A 22522-nucleotide genomic window follows, 5' to 3' on the forward strand; every position below is an offset into this window, starting at 1 on the left:
ACAACAAAATTTTAAGGGTATCAAGAATGAAACTTTGGCTTGACATGGCACCACGAAATCCAGGCAGCATTGATCAGGGACACGATTGTAAAGATTGTCCAGATGATGCATTCGCTACGGAACTATATACTAACCTTTCTCGATGTACAGATCACTCGCAGTTTGAGTATTTGCAGAAATATTTATCCATGTGTACATTGCAGCATGCACAACCGTTATTTATCCAAACATTTGCCAAAGAATATACACTGGTATGCTGCACGATTGGCTCAGGATTGATCATGCTATTGGATGCCGAAGCCTTCGCCCTGTTACAATGCTTCCAATACCCTACAACCCTGAGTGAAGTTATACAGCGCCTTGACTACCTTTCTGCATCACAGATCGAAGCAGCTACAATTCACCTCTATCACTATGGAATACTAAGTAATATACATGCACCTATCCAAGTACAAACTCCTGGTGCATCTGATATGCTTGCTGCCTGGTTACATGTGACCAATGCTTGTAATTTACGATGTGACTACTGCTACGTCGCGAAATCTGGCGAGCACATGCAGGAGGACACTGCTAGGCAAGCAGTTGACGCTATCTTTCGCTCCGCTGTCAAGCATCGATTTAAACGCGTGCGTCTGCACTATGCAGGTGGTGAAGCAAGTTTGCAAGCTAATCATGTGTTTGAGATACATGATTATGCACTGTCCCAAGCACAACGGCATAGATTGAATTTAACAGCACGTATGCTGAGTAATGGCGTTTATATTGCCTCGCACGTGATTGAGCAATTGCGGAACCGCAAAATTGATGTAATGATATCGTTGGACGGTATAGGAGAATACCATGACCGTCAGCGTCCCCTAGCAGGCGGTCGCGGCTCATTTACACGCGTTGATCGGACAATCTCGCGGCTACTTGAGCATGGTGTATTCCCATCTATCTCAGTGACTGTGTCATCGCGCAATCTGGTTGGTATTCCAATGCTCGTGCGTTACCTTATTGAACGCAACCTGCCCTTTTCGCTCAACTATTACCGTGAAAATAATCTCTCAGTCCATCATGCAGACCTACATCTGGACGAAGAACGCATGATTGTGGGTATGCGTGAAGCGTTTGCTGTGATCGCAGAGCACCTCCCCAGATATAGTCTGCTCAATTCACTGATCGATAAAGCAAATTTGCAGAGCAAGCATAATCATACCTGTGGCGTTGGTCATAATTATATGGCTATTAGCCAGCGCGGCGAAGTTGCAAAATGTCATATGGAGATGAAGCGTACGGTCACGACGGTAGCAGAGGATGATCCGTTACAATTCATTCGTGATGATCGTGAAGGAGTACAAGGTCTTAGTGTTGACGAGAAAGAAGGATGCCGCGACTGCATATGGCGCTACTGGTGTACTGGTGGTTGCCCTGCATTGACCTATAGGATGACTGGCCGCTATGATATTCAATCTCCTAATTGCCATATTTATCAAGCGCTCTTTCCCGACGTATTACAACTCGAAGCCTTACGTCTATTGACATATACGACACCAATTATTTTATAATGTAGAGAATATATTTAAAGTCGTCCGGCTACTGGTAGCGATGAGTTTCTTTTTGTGGTATGAATGTGCATTCTACTACGGAACTAAAAACACCAATGGGTATAGCTGGTGCAAAACGCAAAATAATCTATATTTGGTATTAGTTACGTAAAGTGGAATGGCATGTTAAAGGGAAAAGGTAAGAGCCAGGAAAATTTTTTTTCCTTGTGTTGTTTCTGTTCTTCCATAGAAGAAGGACTGCAGCCATGCAGACTTGTTAAAACTTTTTCACAATGTCAGTAGAGTATCATGCCAATGAAAGAAGCACGTCTAGAGATTGAGCACTTAGCCAAAGCACTCGAAAGCCGCAAGCATGAAAAACTGAAAACGGTCCTGATTCTGGGTACAAAAGCAGGGGCTCTCTTTCGTAATCCGAAATTTTTCGAAGATATGTCTCTCTTGAGCCCGAAAAGTCTGGTAGCACTTTCCATGACTGAACAGTTTAGGGAAGCGTTCTCTATACTGAAAGCAGAGAGAAACAAGAGCTCTCTTGAGGACATCAAAATTCTGCTCACTAGCGCAATAGGGAATTCGATGTATGCAACAGAAGATACTTGTCTGGCCGAACTGGTGAAGCAAAATATTTTCAATACCATATTCTCGCTGAATATGGACGATCTGCTCTACAATGCTTTCATTGGACATGGGATGAAGTATCAGCATCATTTTGAGGATTTTGCGCTTGGAAGTTGGCAGCCAGACTATACGATCCAGGAGATCCAGAGCAATAAACGGCCCAATGTCTGCCAACTTATACGCCTTTACAACGATGAACCGGCCTTTATCTACAGCCTGAACAACAACAAAGTCTATGAAGAGAACAGTCGTATCATTAGACTGTTGCTAGAAAAATGGCAGGTAAGAGAACTGCTTATTGTCGACTGGGAAGTGGCTTGGGATAATATCCTGCCCTCAGCGCTGCCCGCTTCGCTGCAAACGATCTGGTTTGTCAATGAAGATGAAGCTGCCAAAGACGCTTTTCTCGCTCAGTATCAGTCATGTGAGCACTTCTACTACATTCAAACCACCTACAAAAGCTTTTGTAATGGTCTACGTACTCTGATCGCGCCTGACTTTAATTCCTTACATGATTTCAGTCGAACCGCCCTTCATGATATCAATGCACTGCGCAGCGAAGTTCGCAAATTACAAGCATCAATTGAACAAAGCAAAAAAAGTTTAGAGATGCAGTCAGCACCACAGAAGTCATCAATCCACACATTGAAAAATTCTGACATAGCCCCAAAAAACAAAATGAAAACGGATGTTTTACTGGCAACAACAACACCAATCGAAACAAAGGCCGTTCTAGAACTTTTTCCAGGGTACAAGGAGATCACAATACGTGAAAAAATCTATTTCGATTTGGGGTTGACCAATAATCTGCAGGTAGTATTGACCCAGCAAATGCATATGGGTTCAAATGGTACTGCGGGCTCACATATTAGTATTAAAGAAGCCATTGAAGCACTCTCCCCTCTCTACGTGATTATGATCGGCATCGCCTTTGGCATAGACGCAAATAAACATGATATTGGAGATATACTGGTCTCTCAGTACATTCAGAACTACGATCCCCAGCGCGTGAGTTCTGGCCCTGATAATAAACCTAAGTTTGAAAATCGTGGCGAACGAGTTACGGCATCAACACTGCTCCTTAGTCGCTTTATGGCTGCCCAATATTCGCCACCTGATACCTGGCCAGGTAAACCACCAAAGATTGACTTTGGTCTCATCCTCTCCGGCTCCAAGCTAGTAGATCACGAAGATTATCGCGATGCGTTACGCAGCCTAGCGTCAGATGCCATTGGAGGTGAGATGGAGGGTATTGGCTTGTATCATGCAGCTTCTGATAAAAAAGTGCATTGGATTGTTGTCAAGGCGATTTGCGATTGGGCCGATGGCAATAAACATGTGCAGAAAAATGATCGGCAACAATTAGCAGCTAAAAATGCTGCGATTTTTACACTCCATGTACTAAGGCGGAGTAACCTCAAGCATCATCGTCGCCCAAAGCAAAAAACTACAGATAAGTAAAAGACAGACAAGGTATCTATGCTGACGGCATTATGTAAATAGAGAAACATATGTCTGCTATTCTTTTTGCTCCGTTTTCGATGGTATCCAGAGCTTTGAGCGCCATCTTTTGCGCTTCGGTGATGCCTTGCAGGCCGGTAATATTCATATGTTCGGTCTATCACTCTTTAGTGTTTGTAGGCACATGGCTGTTTGTGCATTTCATATTTTAATAGTGTCGTCGTGGCTACCACTGATGAGTGTGTTTCCATCAGGGCCAAAGGTAACTGATCGTATTCTATCAGAATGATCGTGCAACATGTGAATACATTTCTGAGGGTCTACTTGCCAGAGACGTACTGTCTGATTCTCACTGCCGCTTGCCAGTATGCGATCTTCGGGGCTGAAAACCGCACTATAGATCCTGGATAGAGCAACTTAGACAGGAAACTCGAAAATCAGAATCAGGTGTCAGAGTTTGAGACGTCTGTGGGAGAGCGAATTTCTGTAACTTAAGTGAGCTAGGAACAAGCCATTTCTATTGAGGACGAGGAGGTGTTGGGAAGCCTCCTACCTTGCCTTTACCGGAAGCTTTGGGCAGCAACCGGGGCAGCAACGCTCATAGACATCAGCAGATTTTCTTGCTCTTCCATAGGCATTGCTCTGGCATTTTACGCTCGAAATGGACACTGATAGGCTGGAATAGATGAGAGAAAACGTTTTACAGGAACGTTCGCGTCCAGGCCCGCAAGGGGATCAGGCGAAATATGTTTGTCTTTCTCTCTCATCAATTGGTAGAGATTTTCTGGCTGGTGAAGTTCTGGTAGAGGAAATGAAAGCATCTTTCTAGAACTATCTTGAGAAAAAATTATAGGGATAGAAAAGGATTGTTATATGCAACATCAGGACTCCCATATCTTTCTTGCTGAGCCAGCACCAATACCAGAACTCAATGACTGGATTACAGCTTATCAGAATAGTCAACAACGTTTCACATTCACTGAAGCAGATGTTTTGCAAACTTATTGGGAGCAGGGAGAAGATATGTTGTTGCGTGAGGATAACAGATTTAAGGAAGCCGCTTTGCTGGATGTTTCTTTTCCTGGACAATGGCTGCTCAGCATCCATACAATGGCGAACCAACGCATCTATGATAGTTTGCTTCATGATGAGTGGGATGGAGAAGACCTTCTACGTTATCTACAGCAACTGGACCAGAAAAGTGCTAAAGAAATATTTCATGTTTTCTGCCGAGCTGATAAGCGCCTTTCTCTGTCGCAAAACAAGGAAGGCTGCTATTGCATTAGCTTGAGCCAGCAGATTGCAAAGGTTCGCCTGGGTGTTGAACAAAAGCAAGCTCTTGAGAGTTTAGCGGATCAGTTGCTTGCTGCCTTTCCTAGAGAAAGGCGATCTCCCTGGACTATCTTCCAATTTTTGGAGCAGATAGAGCATTTGACATCTGACTTCTCTTCATTGAAAGCTTTGCTTCCCGCTGAACTGACTCAATGGTTAAGCCAGAGGGATGAGTGGGTGAAAGTCGGTAGGGATCTTTGGTTTCCCAAACAACTTCTCCCTCTCCCTATCCAAAATCGTCGCTATGCAGTGCTTTCTGTCAATGGAAGAAAAAGTGCTCAAGTATCCCCTTTTCTAGTCCCGATAGAAGCGAATGAACTGAGTGCAAGTGAAACAATACATCAGGAAATTTTCGATGAAAAACTATCGTTGCTTTCTCAGCAGATACCAAAGAGAAATAGATGGAAAGTAATATTGCTCACTGTCCATTTAAACGAAGGGTATATTCCTGTTCCACCTCAAATGCGTGCATTTTATCCACATGAACAAAAGAGTGATAATATTGCCATGTTTCCTAGTATCTGGTTTGCTGATGCGAGTGAGATGACTATTTGGCTTGACATGACACATCATCGTATTTATGGCCCAGATATTACAGACCAGTTAGCTTTTTTAGAGGCCGGAACCATTTTAGAGATTTACTGGAGTAACGCAGGATTTACATTTAGCTTGGCGGGACAAAATGCAGAAATCTTTGAAGAGGAAGCACGCCTCGTTGATCTTACAGCGTTAGCTCAAGTGCGCTCTACGCTTCTCGAAAGTTATCGCAGCAGTTTGCGATTTCTTCTTGCTTCAGCTCTGCAAGGAAAAGCTTTTCTTGAACTTTATCGTGAGCTGTGTCAACGACAACAACATCAGCCCAATAGATCCACGATACGAACTATCCTTTCTTCATCGCCTGAATTTCTCTTTGATAAAGCTGAGAATAAATGGAAGCTACTGTCTAACGTTTCTGAAGAGACTGGAGCTAGTGCGTTACGGAAGATCGTTGCAGCCGCTCAGCAAGTTGGCGGCAGAGATAATGAGCATTCTCTAGACACATTTTCACTTACCAGCATGATAGCAAGAAACCATCAACAACTCGTTGATCTACGCAGATTTTACAAGCGCAAAGATTACAACAATGATAAAAGAGCGTTGGAATAATCTGAGTATCTTTGCGGCTTGCCCAGATCAATGCTGCGTGGATGCTCATCAAGTCGTGGTAAGCCAGCCTCCCCTATCACAGTCCGGTTTTTGATGGTTGTGCGGTGGTAGAAATAAGCTGTTCACTTCCTGGTGCTAACGTAGAATTCAATAACATACATATAGGGGATTTGGTAAAAGAGGGACTGAGGCTGGTTTGTTTTCGTAATGCTAGAAAACTTAGAACTCTTCCAGAGATAGGCTTACTGTATCGCATGTCATTTCTCTAAGGGGCTTCGTTAGCCCACTTAAGCGCTAGGCTAATTAACGTGAGTTCGATACCGTTGGTGAACTCTCCATCAAGCGGCTAAAGCAGCAAAGCGTGAGGTACGAGTTTTCGCCCAGGGAGTCCCAGTTCGCCACTGCACAAAGCGCAGAAGATTGGTTGCTACCGCTGAAAGAATGTGCTGGAGATGTGTTTTTTCGAGACCAATATACCTTGACCTCCGCAAGCCAGTGTTTCGAGTCGTTTGCGAGAAGGTTCCTTCAATCCCTGCTCGCCCATGATACACCGTCTTAAACTCCTCCGTTTGTTGACGCACACGGGCTGCCTGCAAGAGTTCATGGCGCGCTTTCGGAAACCGCAGTGTCATACTTCGTCCCGTTTTTTGTGCATCGGTGCATGTTTCCCGAACAGGACACACTTGACAGATCTGTTTGGGAAAGAAGATTTGGACAATCGACTCTCCTTTGGCGTCTCGGTTGAGATACCAAGCGCTACTCCGCTGCCCCTGTGGACAGGTGACCCGCTGATGCTGCCAGTCAATCTGGAATTGCTCCACATCCAAGGCTCCAGGGGTGCGGGCTTGCCAACTAGGATCGGTATGGACTGGTCCTATCAAATCAATGTCGTGGGTTTCTCGGCTGTGCAAGATCCGCTTGGCGCTGATATAGCCAGCATCAACGAGCTGTTGCGCGGGCAGGAGTTCTTTGACTGCTAAATCTGCTTGGATAGGAACTAATGCATGATGATCTTGTTCAATTGCTGGGACCGTTTCGACCTGCGTGATGAGATGGGGAAGATCATCGTTACAGCATTCAGAGAGATGCACTTTGTATCCTATCCACTCGAATGATCGTTTTTTACCATAGCGAACCTCTGGATCATAGGGAGAACGAATCCACTCTCCAACAGGAAGCATCTCCTTTGGCGTCAGACGAGAGACTTGTCCTTGCTCGCGGCGATATTGTTGCTTCCAGACCTCTGACAAGGTTTGGATCGCTGGAAGCTTCTCAAGCCATTCCATGTCTTTCGTTTGGTGGATACAGGCGAGGAGAAAGAAGCCATCTTCACCAATCGTGGTACTGAGGGCATCACGCTCGCCTTTGTCTTTGGGGAGACGGTAATCTTCCATACGTTGTCCATACCGATCAAACCATTCCGGCTTGACCTGCTGCTTCAGCCAGTCTGGAACGACGATTGCCAACACATTGAGAGCGTAGCGCAATGTTTCTCCGACCAGTTCGAGAGAATTGAGGACTTTGACTGCTCCTAGCACATGCGTGGAATCGGTTCGTTGCTGTCCACGAGCACGAAGATAGCCTTGTTGCTGACAGAGGTCAAGGAAGGCATCCAGCAATGTGCTTTCTAGACTCCCTTGTAGCAGACGGCCTCGAAATTCTGAGAGGACTGAATAATGAAATCCGTTATCACCGAGGGGAAGCGAGAGAGCGTATTTCCAGTCGATCCGCGCCCGAACCGCTTCGGCAGCCTGTCGATCACTCAGATTCTCTGCAAACTGCATCACGCTCACCAGGGCAAGCTTCCAGGGAGCAATCGCAGGCTGGCCGACTTCTGCATAGACACTGGCAAAGAGGGCATAGTCGTAAATACTTCCCAGTTCATCACGGATCTGCATGTAGACATTTCCATTCGGAAATGCTGCTTTTGCGACTAAGATGGTTTCTGGAGGAATTGGGGGGATATTGCTGCTTTGGAGACTCATCGCTGTTCTTTCCTTCTCACTTCTCTCTATCGAGAACCACAAACTATCTTTTTGTCTCCCTCATGAAGTGTCCTTTTCCCTCTCTCCTCTGATTGTATCTCTTCTTTTTTTGGTTCGCCAACGGTATCCAGTTCTGGATAAGCAGATCCCGCTCCGATGAGCTAAACTAGGAGCTAGATGAAGAGCTTCTATTCCAGCATCGGAGGGATCTAGCCATGAGTGTACTCGAATTGTTTTGTGCTGTCGATGATTTTTGGCTGGCATTTGCTCCCCACTGGAAAGCCTCGCAGCTCGCCACTGGGAAGCAACGTCTGAGACCAGGGCAGTTATGCCCAAGCGAGATTATAACGATCTTGATCCATTTCCACCAATCGCACTATCGCACCTTTAAAGCCTATTACACCGAACATGTCCAGGTTCATTTGAGGAGCGAATTTCCTCGACTGGTCAGTTACCAGCGGTTTGTGGCGCTCATTGCTTCTGTGCAAGTTCCGATGCTGGCGTACTTACAGAGCCAGTACGGGTCTTGCACCGGGATCAGTTTCATTGACTCGACCTCATTGGAGGTGTGTGATCCCAAACGCATCAGCTCTCATCGTGTCTTTGCCACTGATGCCAAGCGAGGGAAGACCAGCATGGGCTGGTTCTTCGGCTTCAAATTGCACTTGGCTGTCAATGAGCAAGACGATTTGCTGGCTTGCTGTTTGACTCCCGGCAATGTTGATGATCGAAGCCCTGTCCCAATACTCGTCAAGGAACTGCGGGGCAAGCTGTTTGGAGATCGAGGATACCTCTCAGCTCCCTTGACGCAACTCCTCTTTGAACAAGGGCTTCACCTCATCACCCGCTTGCGCAAAAACATGAAGAATCATCTCATGCACCTTTCAGACAAGCTCCTCTTGCGCAAACGAGTCATCATCGAGTCAATCATCGACCAACTCAAAAACATTTCCCAAATTGAGCATTCTCGACATCGTAGCCCGATCAATTTTGTCGTTCATTTGGTGGCTGGGCTGATTGCCTACAGCCATCAAGACAAGAAACCAGGGTTGCATCTCGATCAACTCGCTCTATTGGCTGCTTGATCCATTTAGTTTATCCAAAACTGACGTTTCTTAGTTTTTGGGGATCGGACCAAATTGTCTGTTTACGATTATAATCACTTCTGAGTTGCCACAGCATTTATTTCACATAAAAATTATTTTGTATATAAATATTTCTAAATATATAGACGAAAACAAACATTTCTTGTAACTGCATATCCTTTGAGAAATAGCTAACAGAGGATAGACCTGCTCAGAATAGAAGAGAATTATTTCCTGCCCGTTTCTGCCCCTTACCTTCCGACATGACGCCGAACTTAGGAACCGAGCGTCGCAGGCACTAATAAGATCATTAGAAGCTTACAAGAACTCTTTGTCATGCAATAGCAAAGCTCCATTTCTACAAATATATTGCGTAGAAGTACGGTGATACTATAAAATGACGGCAGTAGTGGATGTGTCTATAAAACAAAGGCGTGATAATATGATGGATGAAAGAAACACCGGCCAGGAACCTTCCAGATTTGTACGCGATAAGGCTTTTATCAGCTATAGTCGCTCTGACGCCAAATATCTGAGCGAACTCCACGCCCATTTGAAGTTTCATACTCGCAATGGCATGATCAACTTTTGGGATGACACTATGATTAAGCCAGGGGAGAGGTGGTCCGAGAAAATAACGCACGGGCTACAATCCGCGAAAGTGGCCGTGTTTCTGGTGAGTGCAGAATTTCTTGCTTCGGATTTTATTGCCACCAGAGAGTTACCCCCTTTGCTGACTGCCGCCGCTCAAGAAGGTGTGGTCATCTTATCCGTTATTCTCTCACCCAGTGCTTTCAAATATAGTCCACTTGCTCAATTTCAGACGGTGAATGTTCCCTCCAATCCTCTGAGTGCCATGACAAAAGGACAACGCCAGGCTGTCTGGGTCAGCGTCGCTGAAAGTATTAAGGAAGCCTTAAAGTTACCATGATGGCACCCTTTTCTATTAAACTGTTAGGTGTGCTTTGTCAAATAATGATTCTCGCTTCGCCATATAGACTTGCTTCTTTTTGAGAAGATGGCAGAGGTTAAAAAGTGAATCTCGCCAATACTCTTTGCTGAAAGTGCTGATTGTCGTTAACATACAACCAAAGATTTTTCGTTTTTTCATAAAGTGGCAAGCTGTGTTTGCCTGTAAAATTGGTTCTTGCTGTTGCCTTTATCTGACAAATCGGCAAATTTTTGGCTCCCCCGCAGTCTTCCCAAAATCATTGAGGCTGCCGAGAGCCAGTTTTTGTGGCCAATCATTATTTTTTGTGCTGAAATAAGGTATGTTTTCCATAAATCCGCTTTTCTCACATATCCAATGATGAGATCTTGCGCAAAAGATCCTCACTTCACCATCATGGATGAGGTTCTGACTTTCATAGACACTGCCTTGAGTCTACATTGCCTTTCAGAAAAAGGAACGAAGCTATGGGTGTGGCACGCGAGAACAATAGGGTGATTGAAATCTTCTATTCGTATTCTCACAAAGACGAAAAACTGCGAGATAGATTAGAAACTCATCTCGCCTCTTTGAAGAATTCAGGTATGATTACTGGATGGCATGATCGCAAGATTGAAGCAGGGCAAGAATGGGATGGCATAATCGACGAACACCTAGAGACGGTCTGTGTTATCCTCCTACTAGTCAGTGCAGATTTCTTAGCATTGCGCTACTGTTACGACGTCGAAGTGATGCGGGCAATCGAGCGACATGATGCCGGAACTGCTCGCGTGATTCCTATCATATTGAAACCATGTGATTGGCAAGGAGCGCCGTTTAGCCAACTTCAGGCGTTGCCTAAGGATGGAAAACCTGTAACTACTTGGACAAACCGTGACCTAGCATTCACTAATATAGCATTAGGTATCAAGGCTGCCGTTGCTCATATACAGCGCGCTAGCTTAGAGGAGGCTGTGAGGCGAACTCCATTAAGCCCGCAGTCTCAACCGATGAGACCACTTAAACAGGTGCCTTTAACTGTGGCGATTACTGGTTCAACGTGGTTGCCGTCGCGTCGCACGGCGTGTGAAAGATGTTATCTCGCCTTACCTTGATTCTCATACGCTCTGGTACTGCGGAAGCGCTGGGGATGCAGATGAAACTGGTGTGGAATTTCTTCTAGCTGAACACCAGCAAGTTATTGTCGTGGGATACAATGCATATGATTTATCTGAAGATATGCGTATTCTCCTCGAGAAGTATCAAGCACTATTTGTTGACGCGCAGCAAGAGGTGCTCCCTAGCATAGCAGACGCGCCTAGCAAGCGTGATATCCTTTTTTATACGAAAGCGGACTTGATAATCTTAATTTGGGATGGGCAGAGCGAAGGGACGCATAACTTATTACGGTGGCTCCGTCAGCAACACAAGGATCATCTTGTCGTATTTGCTTAAGATGTTCTGTCATCCCCTAACTTGTCAAGACGTAGAGCTGAGCTTCTCTCGTTATTCTAATATCTAAAAAGCAGTGCTATATGGGCTGCTCGCATTTAAAGAGATACAGTTTTTTTCCTACACACCACCAGGATGATGCAAGATATCTTACGCTGGATTAGGCAAGAGGCAGGATGGACGCTCTACAAAAGAGCCAAGTAGAACGAACGTAATAACCTAGGACGAAATTGGTGCAGTTTCAAGCAAAAAGAGCAGTGTGAATATGGGCAAACATTGGAGGGATCGTTGTTAGATCCCAGTAACCTTACCGGATTTCTTTTTTTATGGCAAAGTGGCAAGGTTAGTTGGCAAAGTCCATCAGAGCCTGCAGTTGCTTTTTTAGTTGGAACGCATCCGGTCTCCGTTCAGGCTGCTGCTGAAGAAGCATACAGAGCAGAGTATAACACTGATCTGGAATAGCATTTCGTTCAGGGATGGGAAGATATCCATTATACTTCTTAGGACTATTTCCCCAAAAAAAAGGCAATTCATGTGTGAAGGCTTCATAGAGGACAACACCAAGAGCGAAGATATCTGCTGGTGGTCCTACGGTTGCCGGGCTGGTAAATTGCTCCGGCGCACTGTACGATGGATTTCCGACATAAGCAAAGCTCCCGTCTTCCTGACGCGTAATGGTTTCCATATGAAGCGAACGTGCAATATCAAAGTCAACTAATATAGGTATCCGCTCGTTCTGCTCGGTGAGAATAATATTATTTGGCTTGATATCACGATGAACAATGCCTTTCTCATGGATATGCTGCAAAGCATCCGACAGAATAATGCCAATCTTGATAATATCGGCTACCGGCATTTCTTCCTCATCTAAGAAGATGTCTTGTAATGATTGCCCCTCAACCCATTGCATTACCATAGCAGGTGCGGACGGGATAACGTGATAGACTTCGGCAATATTCTGATGTCTCATCTTCACCAGAATACGAGCCTCGCGCAAGAGAAATCTCCTGAGCTGGTTGGCCCGCTCAACTGTATAGTTCTGAGACAGATAAAAGAATTTAATTGCCACATCTCTCTGGAGCGCCTCATCCCACGCCTTCACTACCTGACTATGTGCGGTTTTTCCCGCAATTTTAACAATTTGATACTGATTCCAGAGTTTTTGACCCACTTGCAGAACCAGTGGGGCCTCTTCAAAACCTGGGCTACCTGATGGCAGAGCATTTTCCACTTCTTTATGATGGGCTGCGATGTTTTCTTTGACCATCGCTGGTGGCGCGGCAACTACTGGAGGTATATGTTGCTGATTCCCTGACTCATGCGTGTTAGAACCTAATATAACCTGCTTCACGATTCTCGCCACAATCCTACAGGTTTCATCCTTCTCGTACCTGCTCATTCTTGTAAATGGACGTGAGGGATCGTTAGCTGGACTGAATTGTGATAAACTACTCTCCTCAAACCCGGAAGGACTGAGTAATACCGGTATAATCGTTGCGTCCTCGGTCTGGGCAGCGGCTAATAATGGTGCGAGCTGGTTTTCGGCAATAAACCTGGAGGCCATGAAATCTGCACTCACAAGTAAGATTGCTACCTTAGCGCTTGCAATGGCATTTTCTATCTCTTTGCGCCATAATGAACCCGGCATAAGTTTTGATGCGTCCTGAACCTCTAATAAACCGCGAGTTGCGAAGTAAGCCAGTTGTGTATTGAGTCGATTCAACTCTCTCTTGTCTTTAGGGTGATGACAAATGAAGACCTTGGTACGCGGCACTTTCGTCGGCGCAGGTGGCGGCGCGATTCGAGATGGAAACGGTTCAATTGACGGAATTTTGGCAGGCTGAAATGTTTCCAGGAAAGGCAATAAGACTTTACAACTAGTCCCAAGAGGATCTGGTGGCCAACCTTCCGTTACTCCAGTGATTGGCTGATTCAGATTCAGAACAAAATGAAATTCGTTAGCCATCCATGCACTATTGTGGGCTAACCACTGGTATACAGGCTCCAGAAAAAGATCTCTCATGGTATTGAGAAAGCGTCCGTCATCCGGGTGAATCCAGAGGTTTAGTGTGATAGTGTTGTTCTTCAGAATGCATCTAGCATAAGGTTGGAGGGCGAAACGGGCATCGGTAATATTCCGAGGATCAAGAGGGAGCATCTCAGATATATGAGTGTTATTGGCACGATCAATCATCAGCCAATCCGCCAATTGTAACAGTGCCGCCAAATAGTCCAGGCGAGCCAGGGGCAGATATCTGGCGAAAGCCTGGTGATCCTTCAGATGAGTAAGATCGGCCTGTCCAACCAGCATACAGAGTAGTGCTAACATTTCCGCCGTATTGGCATCGATAGCCCGCAAACCGAAGGTATTCCTATTCCTGTTAGCCACACTCTCCCTGATCCTCTGAGCGCTTCTAGTATAACGCTCATGATATGGCCAGTGAGGATGACCACTCTCTTGCCAGCCCAATTCATAAAAATTGGTAGCAGTATAGAGAAGAAATTCTTCTAAAGGAGTTAATGCTGCCATGCTATCTGGCTGTTTTAGTAGTTCGTCAAGGATGCGACGCAGACCCAGCCACACCTGCGGAGTTTGCAGGCGCGGCTGATCGCGAAAACGTTCGGGGCTTTGCCAGTAAGCATCCATAGTGAGCCTGATCTGATTAGCGGCGTGGCTCCAGAAAGAGCTATCATATTGCAGAGACATAATCTCTTCACACTCCTGATGATAACACCCGTAAGTAGTTTTGTGGGGCACGCCCCTGTATACGATCAGTTCGTCTATCGAGCACACGACGACGAACGGCCTGATTGATCCAATACTCGTACTCACCCTGCGTCAGACCAAAACAGCTATCGGTCTCCATCTCTTTCAAAACTTCTGGACGTGCAACCCAACCATCGGTAGAGCGGCGAACGCTCAGTCTCGCAACCAGTCCTCTGAGGTCCTGGCAAACCTTCGGTTCACGCTGATCTAGCTGGTAGACAAAGTTATGCCGCTTCAAAAAGAGGACATCACACCCCCCCTCAGGGGTACTTTGCTTGCTGAACTCCACCAGTTTAATGCTTTTCGCATACTCTATAGCCCAACTTGCTAGATCTTTATTACCATGTGTAGAAATGCTAGCCATGCGCTCAACTGCATCCTTTAGGTTTTTTTTCCTATCAGGGTGTGTCGCTCCCATGATGCGAAGGGTCAAGACCACGCCGCAAAGATGCATGCGTCCTAGCAAACGCTGTACGGCGCGAGATTCGTTATTGAAGTGTAAACAATCATGCTCGTGATTATGCTGATCCGCGGTGATGCTCAACAATCCGTCGCGCTGGAACATACCTAGCCACTCATCTAGCTCGGCCTGTGTCAAGGTAAATCGGCCATTGGCCGCAACGTAGGACCAGAAGGCATCGCGGGCCACTCCTTGTGTACCATTTTTACGATATAGCGTATCGAGCACAATATTGCGGTTAAGCATTACAGCACTAACATCTTTATGATTACTTGTCAACCAGACCTCGACGCGATTATTCCCACTGTGGTGTTGCCCTTCTCGTGGCTCCTGACGCTGCACCCATTGGCGTTCCAGAGCCAGCCGATAAACGGCATCCGCGAAGCGTTCTCCCACATATGGGGTGAGTCTGCGAGCCACACTATGCTCATGCATCACAGGATAACCTTCACGCACGAGAAAATGATCAATGCCCAGCGCCAATTGGGGAAGATAGCGCGGCGCATTAAGCTTTACAACCCTGATATCTGAAGTGTTCAGATACCACACAGGATGATCTGCCGATGTCGTCGTGCATTGTAGGAGACCTTCGTCGTTCAAAATGCTCAAAAATTGCAGGAGGTATTCCTGACGTTCCTGCTCCCCACCGATGCTACGAAACAGTATCAGGCGCGTCAGCGTCTCCAGCAGGGTATCTTGTGGGACGCCTTGGCTACCTTGTGAGCGTGAGAGATCCTGACCACTTTGTGTCATAGACTGTAATGCTTCAAGGATCGCTTTACATTTCTCCTGTACCTCAATTACCGCAGGATGTTCCCCATTCAGCTTTATCGTAAAGTTTTCGTTGACCTGGATCGGCAACAAGATTTCCTGCTGAATCAGCCAGAGATACCACCAATCTGCCTTTTGTCCAACGACATCAATTTCTTTCAGGATCGCATAGACTTTATCAAAAGGTAGCGACTCTATGCCGGAGCCCATATTACGATCTATTCTGAGAATGCAGGCTGCTTGCAGTAATGCACGTTGTTCAGGGTCAAGTGGCGTAGCAGACCGAGGCTCAAGGCCTAGTTGAGAGGTAAGCGATTTCACGCTGCGATGGATGATCGCTTGATAAATGTCATCTGGTGCATCGCTGATCCAGGCACTCACCTCGTGCTTTCTATCCAGAAATGGTCTGATGGTAGGGGCCATATCCTGTCGTGGGGCTACCAGCAAGAAATGTTGTGGAGGATTGTTCGCCTGTACTTGTTCCTTCAATGCCTGTACCAGGGTTTCCGCAGTTCTGGCCTGTGTGGAAACAGTCAGCAAGTCATACACACTGTCATTTAACATACGGACGATTGGTCTCATATCAGGGCGTTCCCAATGCCCCACGGCCAGACCATTAATGGAGCCGGAAAACTGTTTCCTGGCTTCAATTAATAATTTAGTAAAGAGTGTTTTGATCTGAGCAAGAGAGAGAAAGTGACCTGCCAGCCCAAGGTCTAGGATGAAATTTTCATAGTCCAGAACCAGAAGATGGCGTTCTTCTGTCTCCTTCCCCAGAATTGGTGGCACCGACGTATCTATGGTAGGAGGCTTTGGCTTTATCTTTTCTCGTAGATATGAAACCATTTCAGAACTCATGGGCTGCTTAAATTCGTCTTGTTGATCAAATCTGATAGAAGGGCTCTCATCCAAAGAGAGCCGTAATCCATGTTTCCGCAGGTACAGCATAGCCGGATTACGACTTGTTTCAAAATCTCTCTCGAACAAGGCACGAATATGTCTGATCAGCTCTTTATGGGCCAGTGGTATGAAGTAGTCAAAGCGAATATATCCCTCCTTGTCGATGGGCAAGGTCTGGGTATAATGATAGGCCCACCAGCGCGTTTTTTCTACAATAGGAAGAGGGGCAGCCTGAAGCAGGTCCAGATTGACCCGTGAACCGTCTATGTAGAGTTGGTCGGCAAAACGCAGGAGCGCAACCATCAAGCGCGTACGAACATCTATTCCTCGAAGAGGTAAGGTTTCGGGGATCTCCTCTAAAGGTTCTTGAGAGCACCAACCACATACCTGCGCTATGAGGTGGGTATATTCATCAGCATTCGTGATACCGAGCCGGAGAGAGGCATCCCCATGAGCACTGGCTATGATCAGGCGGCGGCTTAGCTCGTGTTTATTTTTGCGGATCTCTTGCAACTGGTCCAGGGTCATCGGTACACCTGGCTGATATTTGAAATCTAGCGTCGGCTCCAGGTGCTTGCTCTGCATTCCTATCTCATAGAGCCATGCAGCCGCAGAGACAATAAAAACCTCATCCGAGCTGAGTCGCTCCGTATTCGGCAATTCCTGAGCGAGTTGCGCCAGCTTTTGCTGATAAATACGTTCTGAGTGCGCAGAGCCATGATTCGTAAAATGCATATAGGGACTCTGCTCCCAGAAATGGGGAATCTCCTGAATAATCCAGGCGAGTCTGTTGCGCAAAGGGGCACCCAGATCGCGAATTAGAGCATCGTCCACTCCATGCTCAAAAGTTGATTTTTCTTGCATAATCATTCCTTACGCACTTCTAGCTCAGTTGTTGAGCGCTTGTTTGACAACGGCGTCGAGCCGTTTCATGCTTAACATCGCAATTGATCCTGTATGATTTCTGGCAAGGATGCCTTCATCTATGAAAAGCCAGATCCAGAAAAGGGTTTCATCTTCTCCGACCTGACACGCATCACTCAACGCTTGAGACAGCATACTTTCATTGACTTGCTCATTGCGCTGTGTAAAGATGGCTTCGGTACAGCGAATGAACATATCACGCTGATCCAATGTTGTGACAACAAAGGGATGAGATTCATTGAGCCGCACAGCTATAGGGGAAGAAATAGGCGCAGAAGGCGTTCCATCATTATGTGCGATCTCCTGTTCAAGAGCAGCTTTCAATGTTGCATGCGCCTCAATATATGTCATGTTCTTCATCAGGATATGCAGTAAACGCGCAGTGTTGATGGCATGATATCCTTTACGCGCCAGAAAATTGTTTATGATGATGACCGCGCGCTGTAGATTGCGCTTTTGTTGCTTATGGAGCGTCGCTACGACCTGGTGCTCCTGGTTGAAGGATAACGTGGTCACGGTATAACTTTTGTTGGGATGAGGGACCGGTCGTGTCAGCAAAATGCCCAGATCCACGAGTATCTCCAGCCAAGCATGGCGGTAATTCTGGCTGCCAACGAGTGCTCTGGCTGTCGAGAGTGCCTTTTCCAGGGCACTAAAGGCAACCCAATCCCGTTGCGTGAGCATCGCGCTCAACGTCATTAAGACGCGCACTTTAATAAAGAGTGTTTTCCTGACGACAGAATGATGGAGGTTGAGAAAACCTGAAGTGACTTGCAGATCCCCTCCCGTTTGCTTTAACAGGACGATTTGTTCTCGGATGGAGATAGCGATCCACAGATAAGCTTCCTGTTTGAAGAGCTTGCACTGGCTGAGCTGATTGTGGAGAGCAGAAAGGGAGAAAGTCGTCTCCTCTTCGTTTTGCAAATGATCAGCTACCAGAATGAGTTCATGTAATATGGCCTGACGAGGCCATATCCAGTTTACGGCAGCGTGAGGGTAGTGAATAGGTTCCCACACGGAACACAGGGCCTGCTCAGTGGGTGAAGGAGGCGTCAGCGTCCATAGAATGCAGCTTCGTTCTGCCTGGCGCACCTGACGGATCAGTTCCGCCCGATCGGACGTGCCACCAACCAGAATAAAGACATCGGTATGATCTGCCCGGTTCTTGGCTTCCGCACTCTGGGCCTCCAGACTTCTGATAATACTGATCTGGATCTCATACGTGATTTCCTGCTCTGTCCCGAAAACAGATCGACAGAGGTATCCAAGATGTGTGAGCCGATCACGACTGGCTTGTTGCAACCAGGTGCCAAGAACAATGGCATCCTGAATGGCATACTGCTGACTAGCCTTCTTCAGAAGGTCAGCCAGTACAACCTCTATATCCAGACTTTGAAAGTGGGAGAGATCCACCAGCAAGCCTTCGTAGTCCACATACATAACACATGTGCTAAGTGACACTGACAGAAACCGCCTTTCGATCTTTCTCTTTTGCCACTACATTTGACTTTTTGCTGCATTTATGGCATAATTTTCTACAGCAGGGAGATGAAAGCGACGGAGTCAGGAAAGTATATGAAGGTCCTATCAACCCGTAACGCGTAATACTCTATCTCTCCTTGTAGGTATGAGAACAGCAAGCCGATTATTCAGCTTGCTGTTTAGTGTTTTTCAACAGCCGTAACTCCACAAGCACTTCTTCTACATGCTGTGGCCGATTCATTGGCACCTCGGCCACCATACGCTTCATCAGTGACCGCGCTGCTTCAGGTAAGCGCCGTATACTATTGATCTGTTTATCTGCCTGCTTGCGATCGAATTTAGGATTGTGCGTTTTTACAGAAGCCAGTTGATACCACAGCACCCCTAATGCATAGATATCACTTGCAGGGCTGGCGCTAGACGGGAACTCCAGAACTTCAGGTGCGGTATATGGAGTTTCAATGAATGCTTCTGTTGCTTCCCGGCTAGATCCTATATCAGGATCACTATACGTCAGTGAATCCTGCGGGTTCATGCCGAATTTGGCAAAATCGAAGTCGGCCAGTTTTACAACCTGCTCGTTGGTCACAAAAATTGTTTCTGGGCAGATGTTGCGGTGGAAAATCGGTTTGGGCCTGCCCTCCGCTGTTTTATAACCGTGTGCTCGCTCCAGAGCCATACACAGTTGTTCCAGGTAGTTGAACTGCTCATCTAGCGAGAATGGCCTGGTTGCGTTGCTCATAATCTCATCCAGCCGTCTCCCCTTACCAGGGACCAGTTCTGTCACTTCGTAATACACATCAGGGCGCTCCTGATCGGGAAAGAAGGCTTTAGTACCCAGAATATTCGTATGCGAACCGAGAGCAGAGAGCGTTAAACCGCTGCGTCTAAATTGTTTCAGGGCACGAACCATATTCTCATCCAGCGTTAATTTGGGAAGCTGATAGCGCTTTAGACGAACGTGCTGATCCGGCATATCAACATTCTCGGCCTCGTACGCATCGAAGAGGTCGCCGAAAGAAAGTTCCTTCAGGATACGATAGTTATTACCGATCAGCTTTACCTCTCGTGTGGTATGCCTGACGAAGATGGCTTCCTTAACGCGGCGGATATCTAGATTATCGAGCATGCGGCTGGATGGTCCTCGATGTAGTAACTGAGTAGACGTAACAGCGTGGTATAAAGCATCATTCAATCCCATCACAGCCAGGCCACTTCTGGTCCCCTTATTTACAAAGCGACCTGTGCCCTCGGTGAGCACAACGATGCCAGCTACGCTGACACGCTTGAGTTCACTGAGTTCGCCACCCTCACCAAAAGTTCTACTATAGAGAATACGTGCTTTGGCATTAATCGACTCTAACGCATTCTCACGTCTATATCTATCATCAACGATCCACGCGTCATCGTAGGCTTGAATGCTACCAATCCAGCTTTTGACTTCTAGCAAGAAGACGCCATATTTATTGATCAGAACAATATCCACTTCTCTTGCATCCGCGCCCTGCATCGGAATATTGTAGTTGACCAGAATACGATAGTCACCCACATCATGAGGTTTCAGATTATTCAATAGAAACTGGACAGTGTCTAGTTCAGCCTGACTACCACGACGCTCGCCATTATTATATAGGGCATAGCTGATACGTGAGCCTGCACAAAAAGTGACATGACGAGCCCATTCGTTATTATCTTTCGTGTTCATAATCCCTCTTCTCTTGTTCAAAATATTCCTGTTGTAACTGTGCAAACTGCTGTTGCACTTGAGATGCAGTTGGTCGGTTCACTGCGTCCTGAGCCAACATGCAACACAACAATGTATATAATTTGTCCGGGATTTCTCCCTGGATCGGTGTAGGCAGATGCCCCTGATAGTTTCTAGGATCGTTACCACATAGAAACGGCACTTCATGGGTAAGCAGTTCGTAGAGCAGTACGCCGAACGAAAAGATGTCAGCGGGGGAACTTACTCCCACTGGATCAGTAGATTGTTCTGGTGCGCTATATCGAGGATTACCAACATAAAAGTTTGTACCATCAGGATGTTGTGTAATGGTCTCTCTGTTGAGAGAACGGGCAATATCAAAGTCGATCAAGACCGCCTCTTTTACAATATTCAGCATAACATTGTTAGGTTTGATATCGCGATGGACAACACCCAGAGCATGTATATGCGCCAGTGCTGACGCTACCTCTGCCCCAATCTTGAGCACCTGTGTCATGGACAATGGAACATCCTCGTACAGAAGTTGTTGTAATGATGGGCCATCAATCCATTCCATGAAGATCGCCGTCGGATCGGCGGTAGCATGGTATATCTTGCTAATATGTTTATGATTGGCAACCCTGGTGAGGTCATGCATAATGGCCCCTTCGCGCAACAGGTTCTTGCGTAATTGATCAGCAGTTTCCCTGTCGAGATACTGGTCCAGGTAGAGGTATTTGATAGCAACATGACGTTCCAGAAATGTGTCCCAGGCCTTCAGTACCTGACTATGTTTTGTGCGTCCGGCTTTACTCAGCACCAGATATTGTTTTTCCAACATCTGTCCAACAGGAGTATCACTATGGGCACGAGGGAGATCGTTGAGAATAAAATGCCTAAATTCTTCTGAAAAGAGATGCCACTGGCTACCAACCTGATAGATAAGAGCATTATTTTTTAATGTCTCAAGTTCAATAGCTGTCGCCCCTGTCTCTCGTTCCTGGGCTAAAGCTGAGAGTATGTTCTGTTGTCTAGGCTGGAGTCTGTTCCAATAAGCCGTCCATTGAGGTGCGACTTCCTTCCGGTATGCCTGTAAGATGACTTCATGGTCTACTCGGTGATTGAGTTTGGCTTGAAACATATGATAGCACGCTCTTTGTATGAAGTAGGGAAACCTACCGCCAATACACTGAATCAGATGTTTATCTTGCTCTGAAAAGGTAATACCATTTGCCTGTGAAGGCTTATCGATCAGTTCACTAACATCCTCGGCACTGAAAAGATCCACCACATGATCTCCAGGCAGGATGTTAAAAAAGTCTGATTCCGCCTGCCTGACTTGCAGCGGAATATTAAACAGATCAAATGATTCATTAAACAGGAGATGCAGCGGGCGATAGGTACAGGTGATCCAGGCAAAGCGAGGCAATTGTCCGTAGGCCCGCAGGCTGCCAAAGAGTCCACCTGTAATCAGTTCTTTTTGCAGAATAGCTTTATCGAACTCGTCAAAGATGACTAGAACATAGATATTCTGATCGGTGAGGAGTTCCAATATGGTTTCCCATTCGTCTTGCCATCTAATCGAATCGGTGATGGTGGTGACTATCCCAACATCGATAGCAGGCATCTTATGCCTTAGCTCTTTGCGCAATTGGCCCACGAGCCGCTGATAAAAGGCTTCTGTGGTGGTGAGCGAGGCTGGTTGCATCTGGCAATCTATATAGATGAAAAGCGCTTTGAGATTGGTAAAGCCTATCTGCTCACGCGTTGCGGGGCGCATTAAGTGCTGCGCAAGAGATGTTTTGCCAATCTTGCGTTGCCCAACTATAGAAAGACATTGAGATGAGCCCGAAAAGAGCGCATTCAAGATATTTGCTATCTGCTCGGTACGGTTGATGAAGTATTGCGGATCATTGATACCAGCCGTATGAGAATAAGGATTATGATTAGCCACTATAAGCC

General features: G+C 46.4%; 13 protein-coding genes. 6 read left to right on the forward strand and 7 right to left on the reverse strand.

Features of this window, described 5'->3' with window-relative positions; genetic code table 11:
- Window positions 1-26: 26 nt before the first annotated feature.
- Together K3T83_RS33225 and K3T83_RS33230 are read left to right on the forward strand one after the other, a co-directional pair.
- Complete coding sequence (locus K3T83_RS33225) at window positions 27-1547, forward strand: radical SAM/SPASM domain-containing protein (RefSeq protein ID WP_220207212.1); 1521 nt, start codon at window positions 27-29, stop codon at window positions 1545-1547.
- Window positions 1548-1841: 294 nt separating this feature from the next.
- On the forward strand, window positions 1842-3623 hold the full coding sequence (locus K3T83_RS33230; protein WP_220207213.1) for a 5'-methylthioadenosine/S-adenosylhomocysteine nucleosidase family protein: 1782 nt from the start codon (window positions 1842-1844) through the stop codon (window positions 3621-3623).
- A gap of 201 nt (window positions 3624-3824) precedes the next feature.
- Here the strand turns inward: K3T83_RS33230 and K3T83_RS58065 are convergent, their stop codons facing one another.
- A complete protein-coding gene (locus K3T83_RS58065) occupies window positions 3825-4025 on the reverse strand; it encodes a WD40 repeat domain-containing protein (RefSeq protein ID WP_373324626.1) in 201 nt (66 codons plus the stop codon).
- A 471-nt stretch (window positions 4026-4496) separates the two neighbouring features.
- Here K3T83_RS58065 and K3T83_RS33245 point away from each other — a divergent pair, with 471 nt between their 5' ends.
- Window positions 4497-6101 carry a hypothetical protein gene (locus K3T83_RS33245; RefSeq protein WP_220207215.1) on the forward strand — a complete coding sequence of 535 codons (1605 nt, stop codon included), beginning with the start codon at window positions 4497-4499 and terminating at the stop codon, window positions 6099-6101.
- Window positions 6102-6439: 338 nt separating this feature from the next.
- On the opposite strand, the gene K3T83_RS33250 is transcribed toward K3T83_RS33245, so the two are convergent.
- On the reverse strand, window positions 6440-8086 hold the full coding sequence (locus tag K3T83_RS33250; protein ID WP_220207216.1) for an IS1182 family transposase: 1647 nt from the start codon (window positions 8084-8086) through the stop codon (window positions 6440-6442).
- A 215-nt stretch (window positions 8087-8301) separates the two neighbouring features.
- On the opposite strand from K3T83_RS33250, the gene K3T83_RS33255 reads away from it, so the two are divergent.
- From K3T83_RS33255 to K3T83_RS33265, 3 genes are all read left to right on the forward strand, one after another.
- Entirely contained in the window at window positions 8302-9171 is an 870-nt protein-coding gene (locus tag K3T83_RS33255; protein WP_220207217.1) for an IS982 family transposase, read from the forward strand.
- 442 nt (window positions 9172-9613) lie between these two features.
- Window positions 9614-10102, forward strand: a complete 489-nt coding sequence (locus tag K3T83_RS33260; RefSeq protein WP_220207218.1) for a toll/interleukin-1 receptor domain-containing protein — start codon at window positions 9614-9616, stop codon at window positions 10100-10102.
- 485 nt (window positions 10103-10587) lie between these two features.
- Window positions 10588-11214 carry a toll/interleukin-1 receptor domain-containing protein gene (locus K3T83_RS33265; RefSeq protein WP_220207219.1) on the forward strand — a complete coding sequence of 209 codons (627 nt, stop codon included), beginning with the start codon at window positions 10588-10590 and terminating at the stop codon, window positions 11212-11214.
- Between the two features lie 680 nt (window positions 11215-11894).
- Here K3T83_RS33265 and K3T83_RS33270 read toward each other — a convergent pair.
- From K3T83_RS33270 to K3T83_RS33290, 5 genes are all read right to left on the reverse strand, one after another.
- Window positions 11895-14198 carry a protein kinase domain-containing protein gene (locus K3T83_RS33270; RefSeq protein ID WP_220207220.1) on the reverse strand — a complete coding sequence of 768 codons (2304 nt, stop codon included), beginning with the start codon at window positions 14196-14198 and terminating at the stop codon, window positions 11895-11897.
- A 67-nt stretch (window positions 14199-14265) separates the two neighbouring features.
- A complete protein-coding gene (locus K3T83_RS33275) occupies window positions 14266-17313 on the reverse strand; it encodes an HD domain-containing protein (RefSeq protein ID WP_220207221.1) in 3048 nt (1015 codons plus the stop codon).
- Between the two features lie 24 nt (window positions 17314-17337).
- Window positions 17338-18834 (reverse strand): hypothetical protein, encoded by a 1497-nt coding sequence (locus tag K3T83_RS33280; protein ID WP_220207222.1) that lies wholly within the window; start codon window positions 18832-18834, stop codon window positions 17338-17340.
- 184 nt (window positions 18835-19018) lie between these two features.
- Window positions 19019-20560, reverse strand: a complete 1542-nt coding sequence (locus K3T83_RS33285; RefSeq protein WP_220207223.1) for an NERD domain-containing protein kinase family protein — start codon at window positions 20558-20560, stop codon at window positions 19019-19021.
- A complete protein-coding gene (locus K3T83_RS33290) occupies window positions 20544-22514 on the reverse strand; it encodes a protein kinase domain-containing protein (protein WP_220207224.1) in 1971 nt (656 codons plus the stop codon). The genes K3T83_RS33285 and K3T83_RS33290 overlap by 17 nt, the downstream gene beginning before the upstream one ends.
- Window positions 22515-22522: the final 8 nt, after the last annotated feature.

The sequence above is a fragment of the Reticulibacter mediterranei genome, assembly GCF_016587455.1.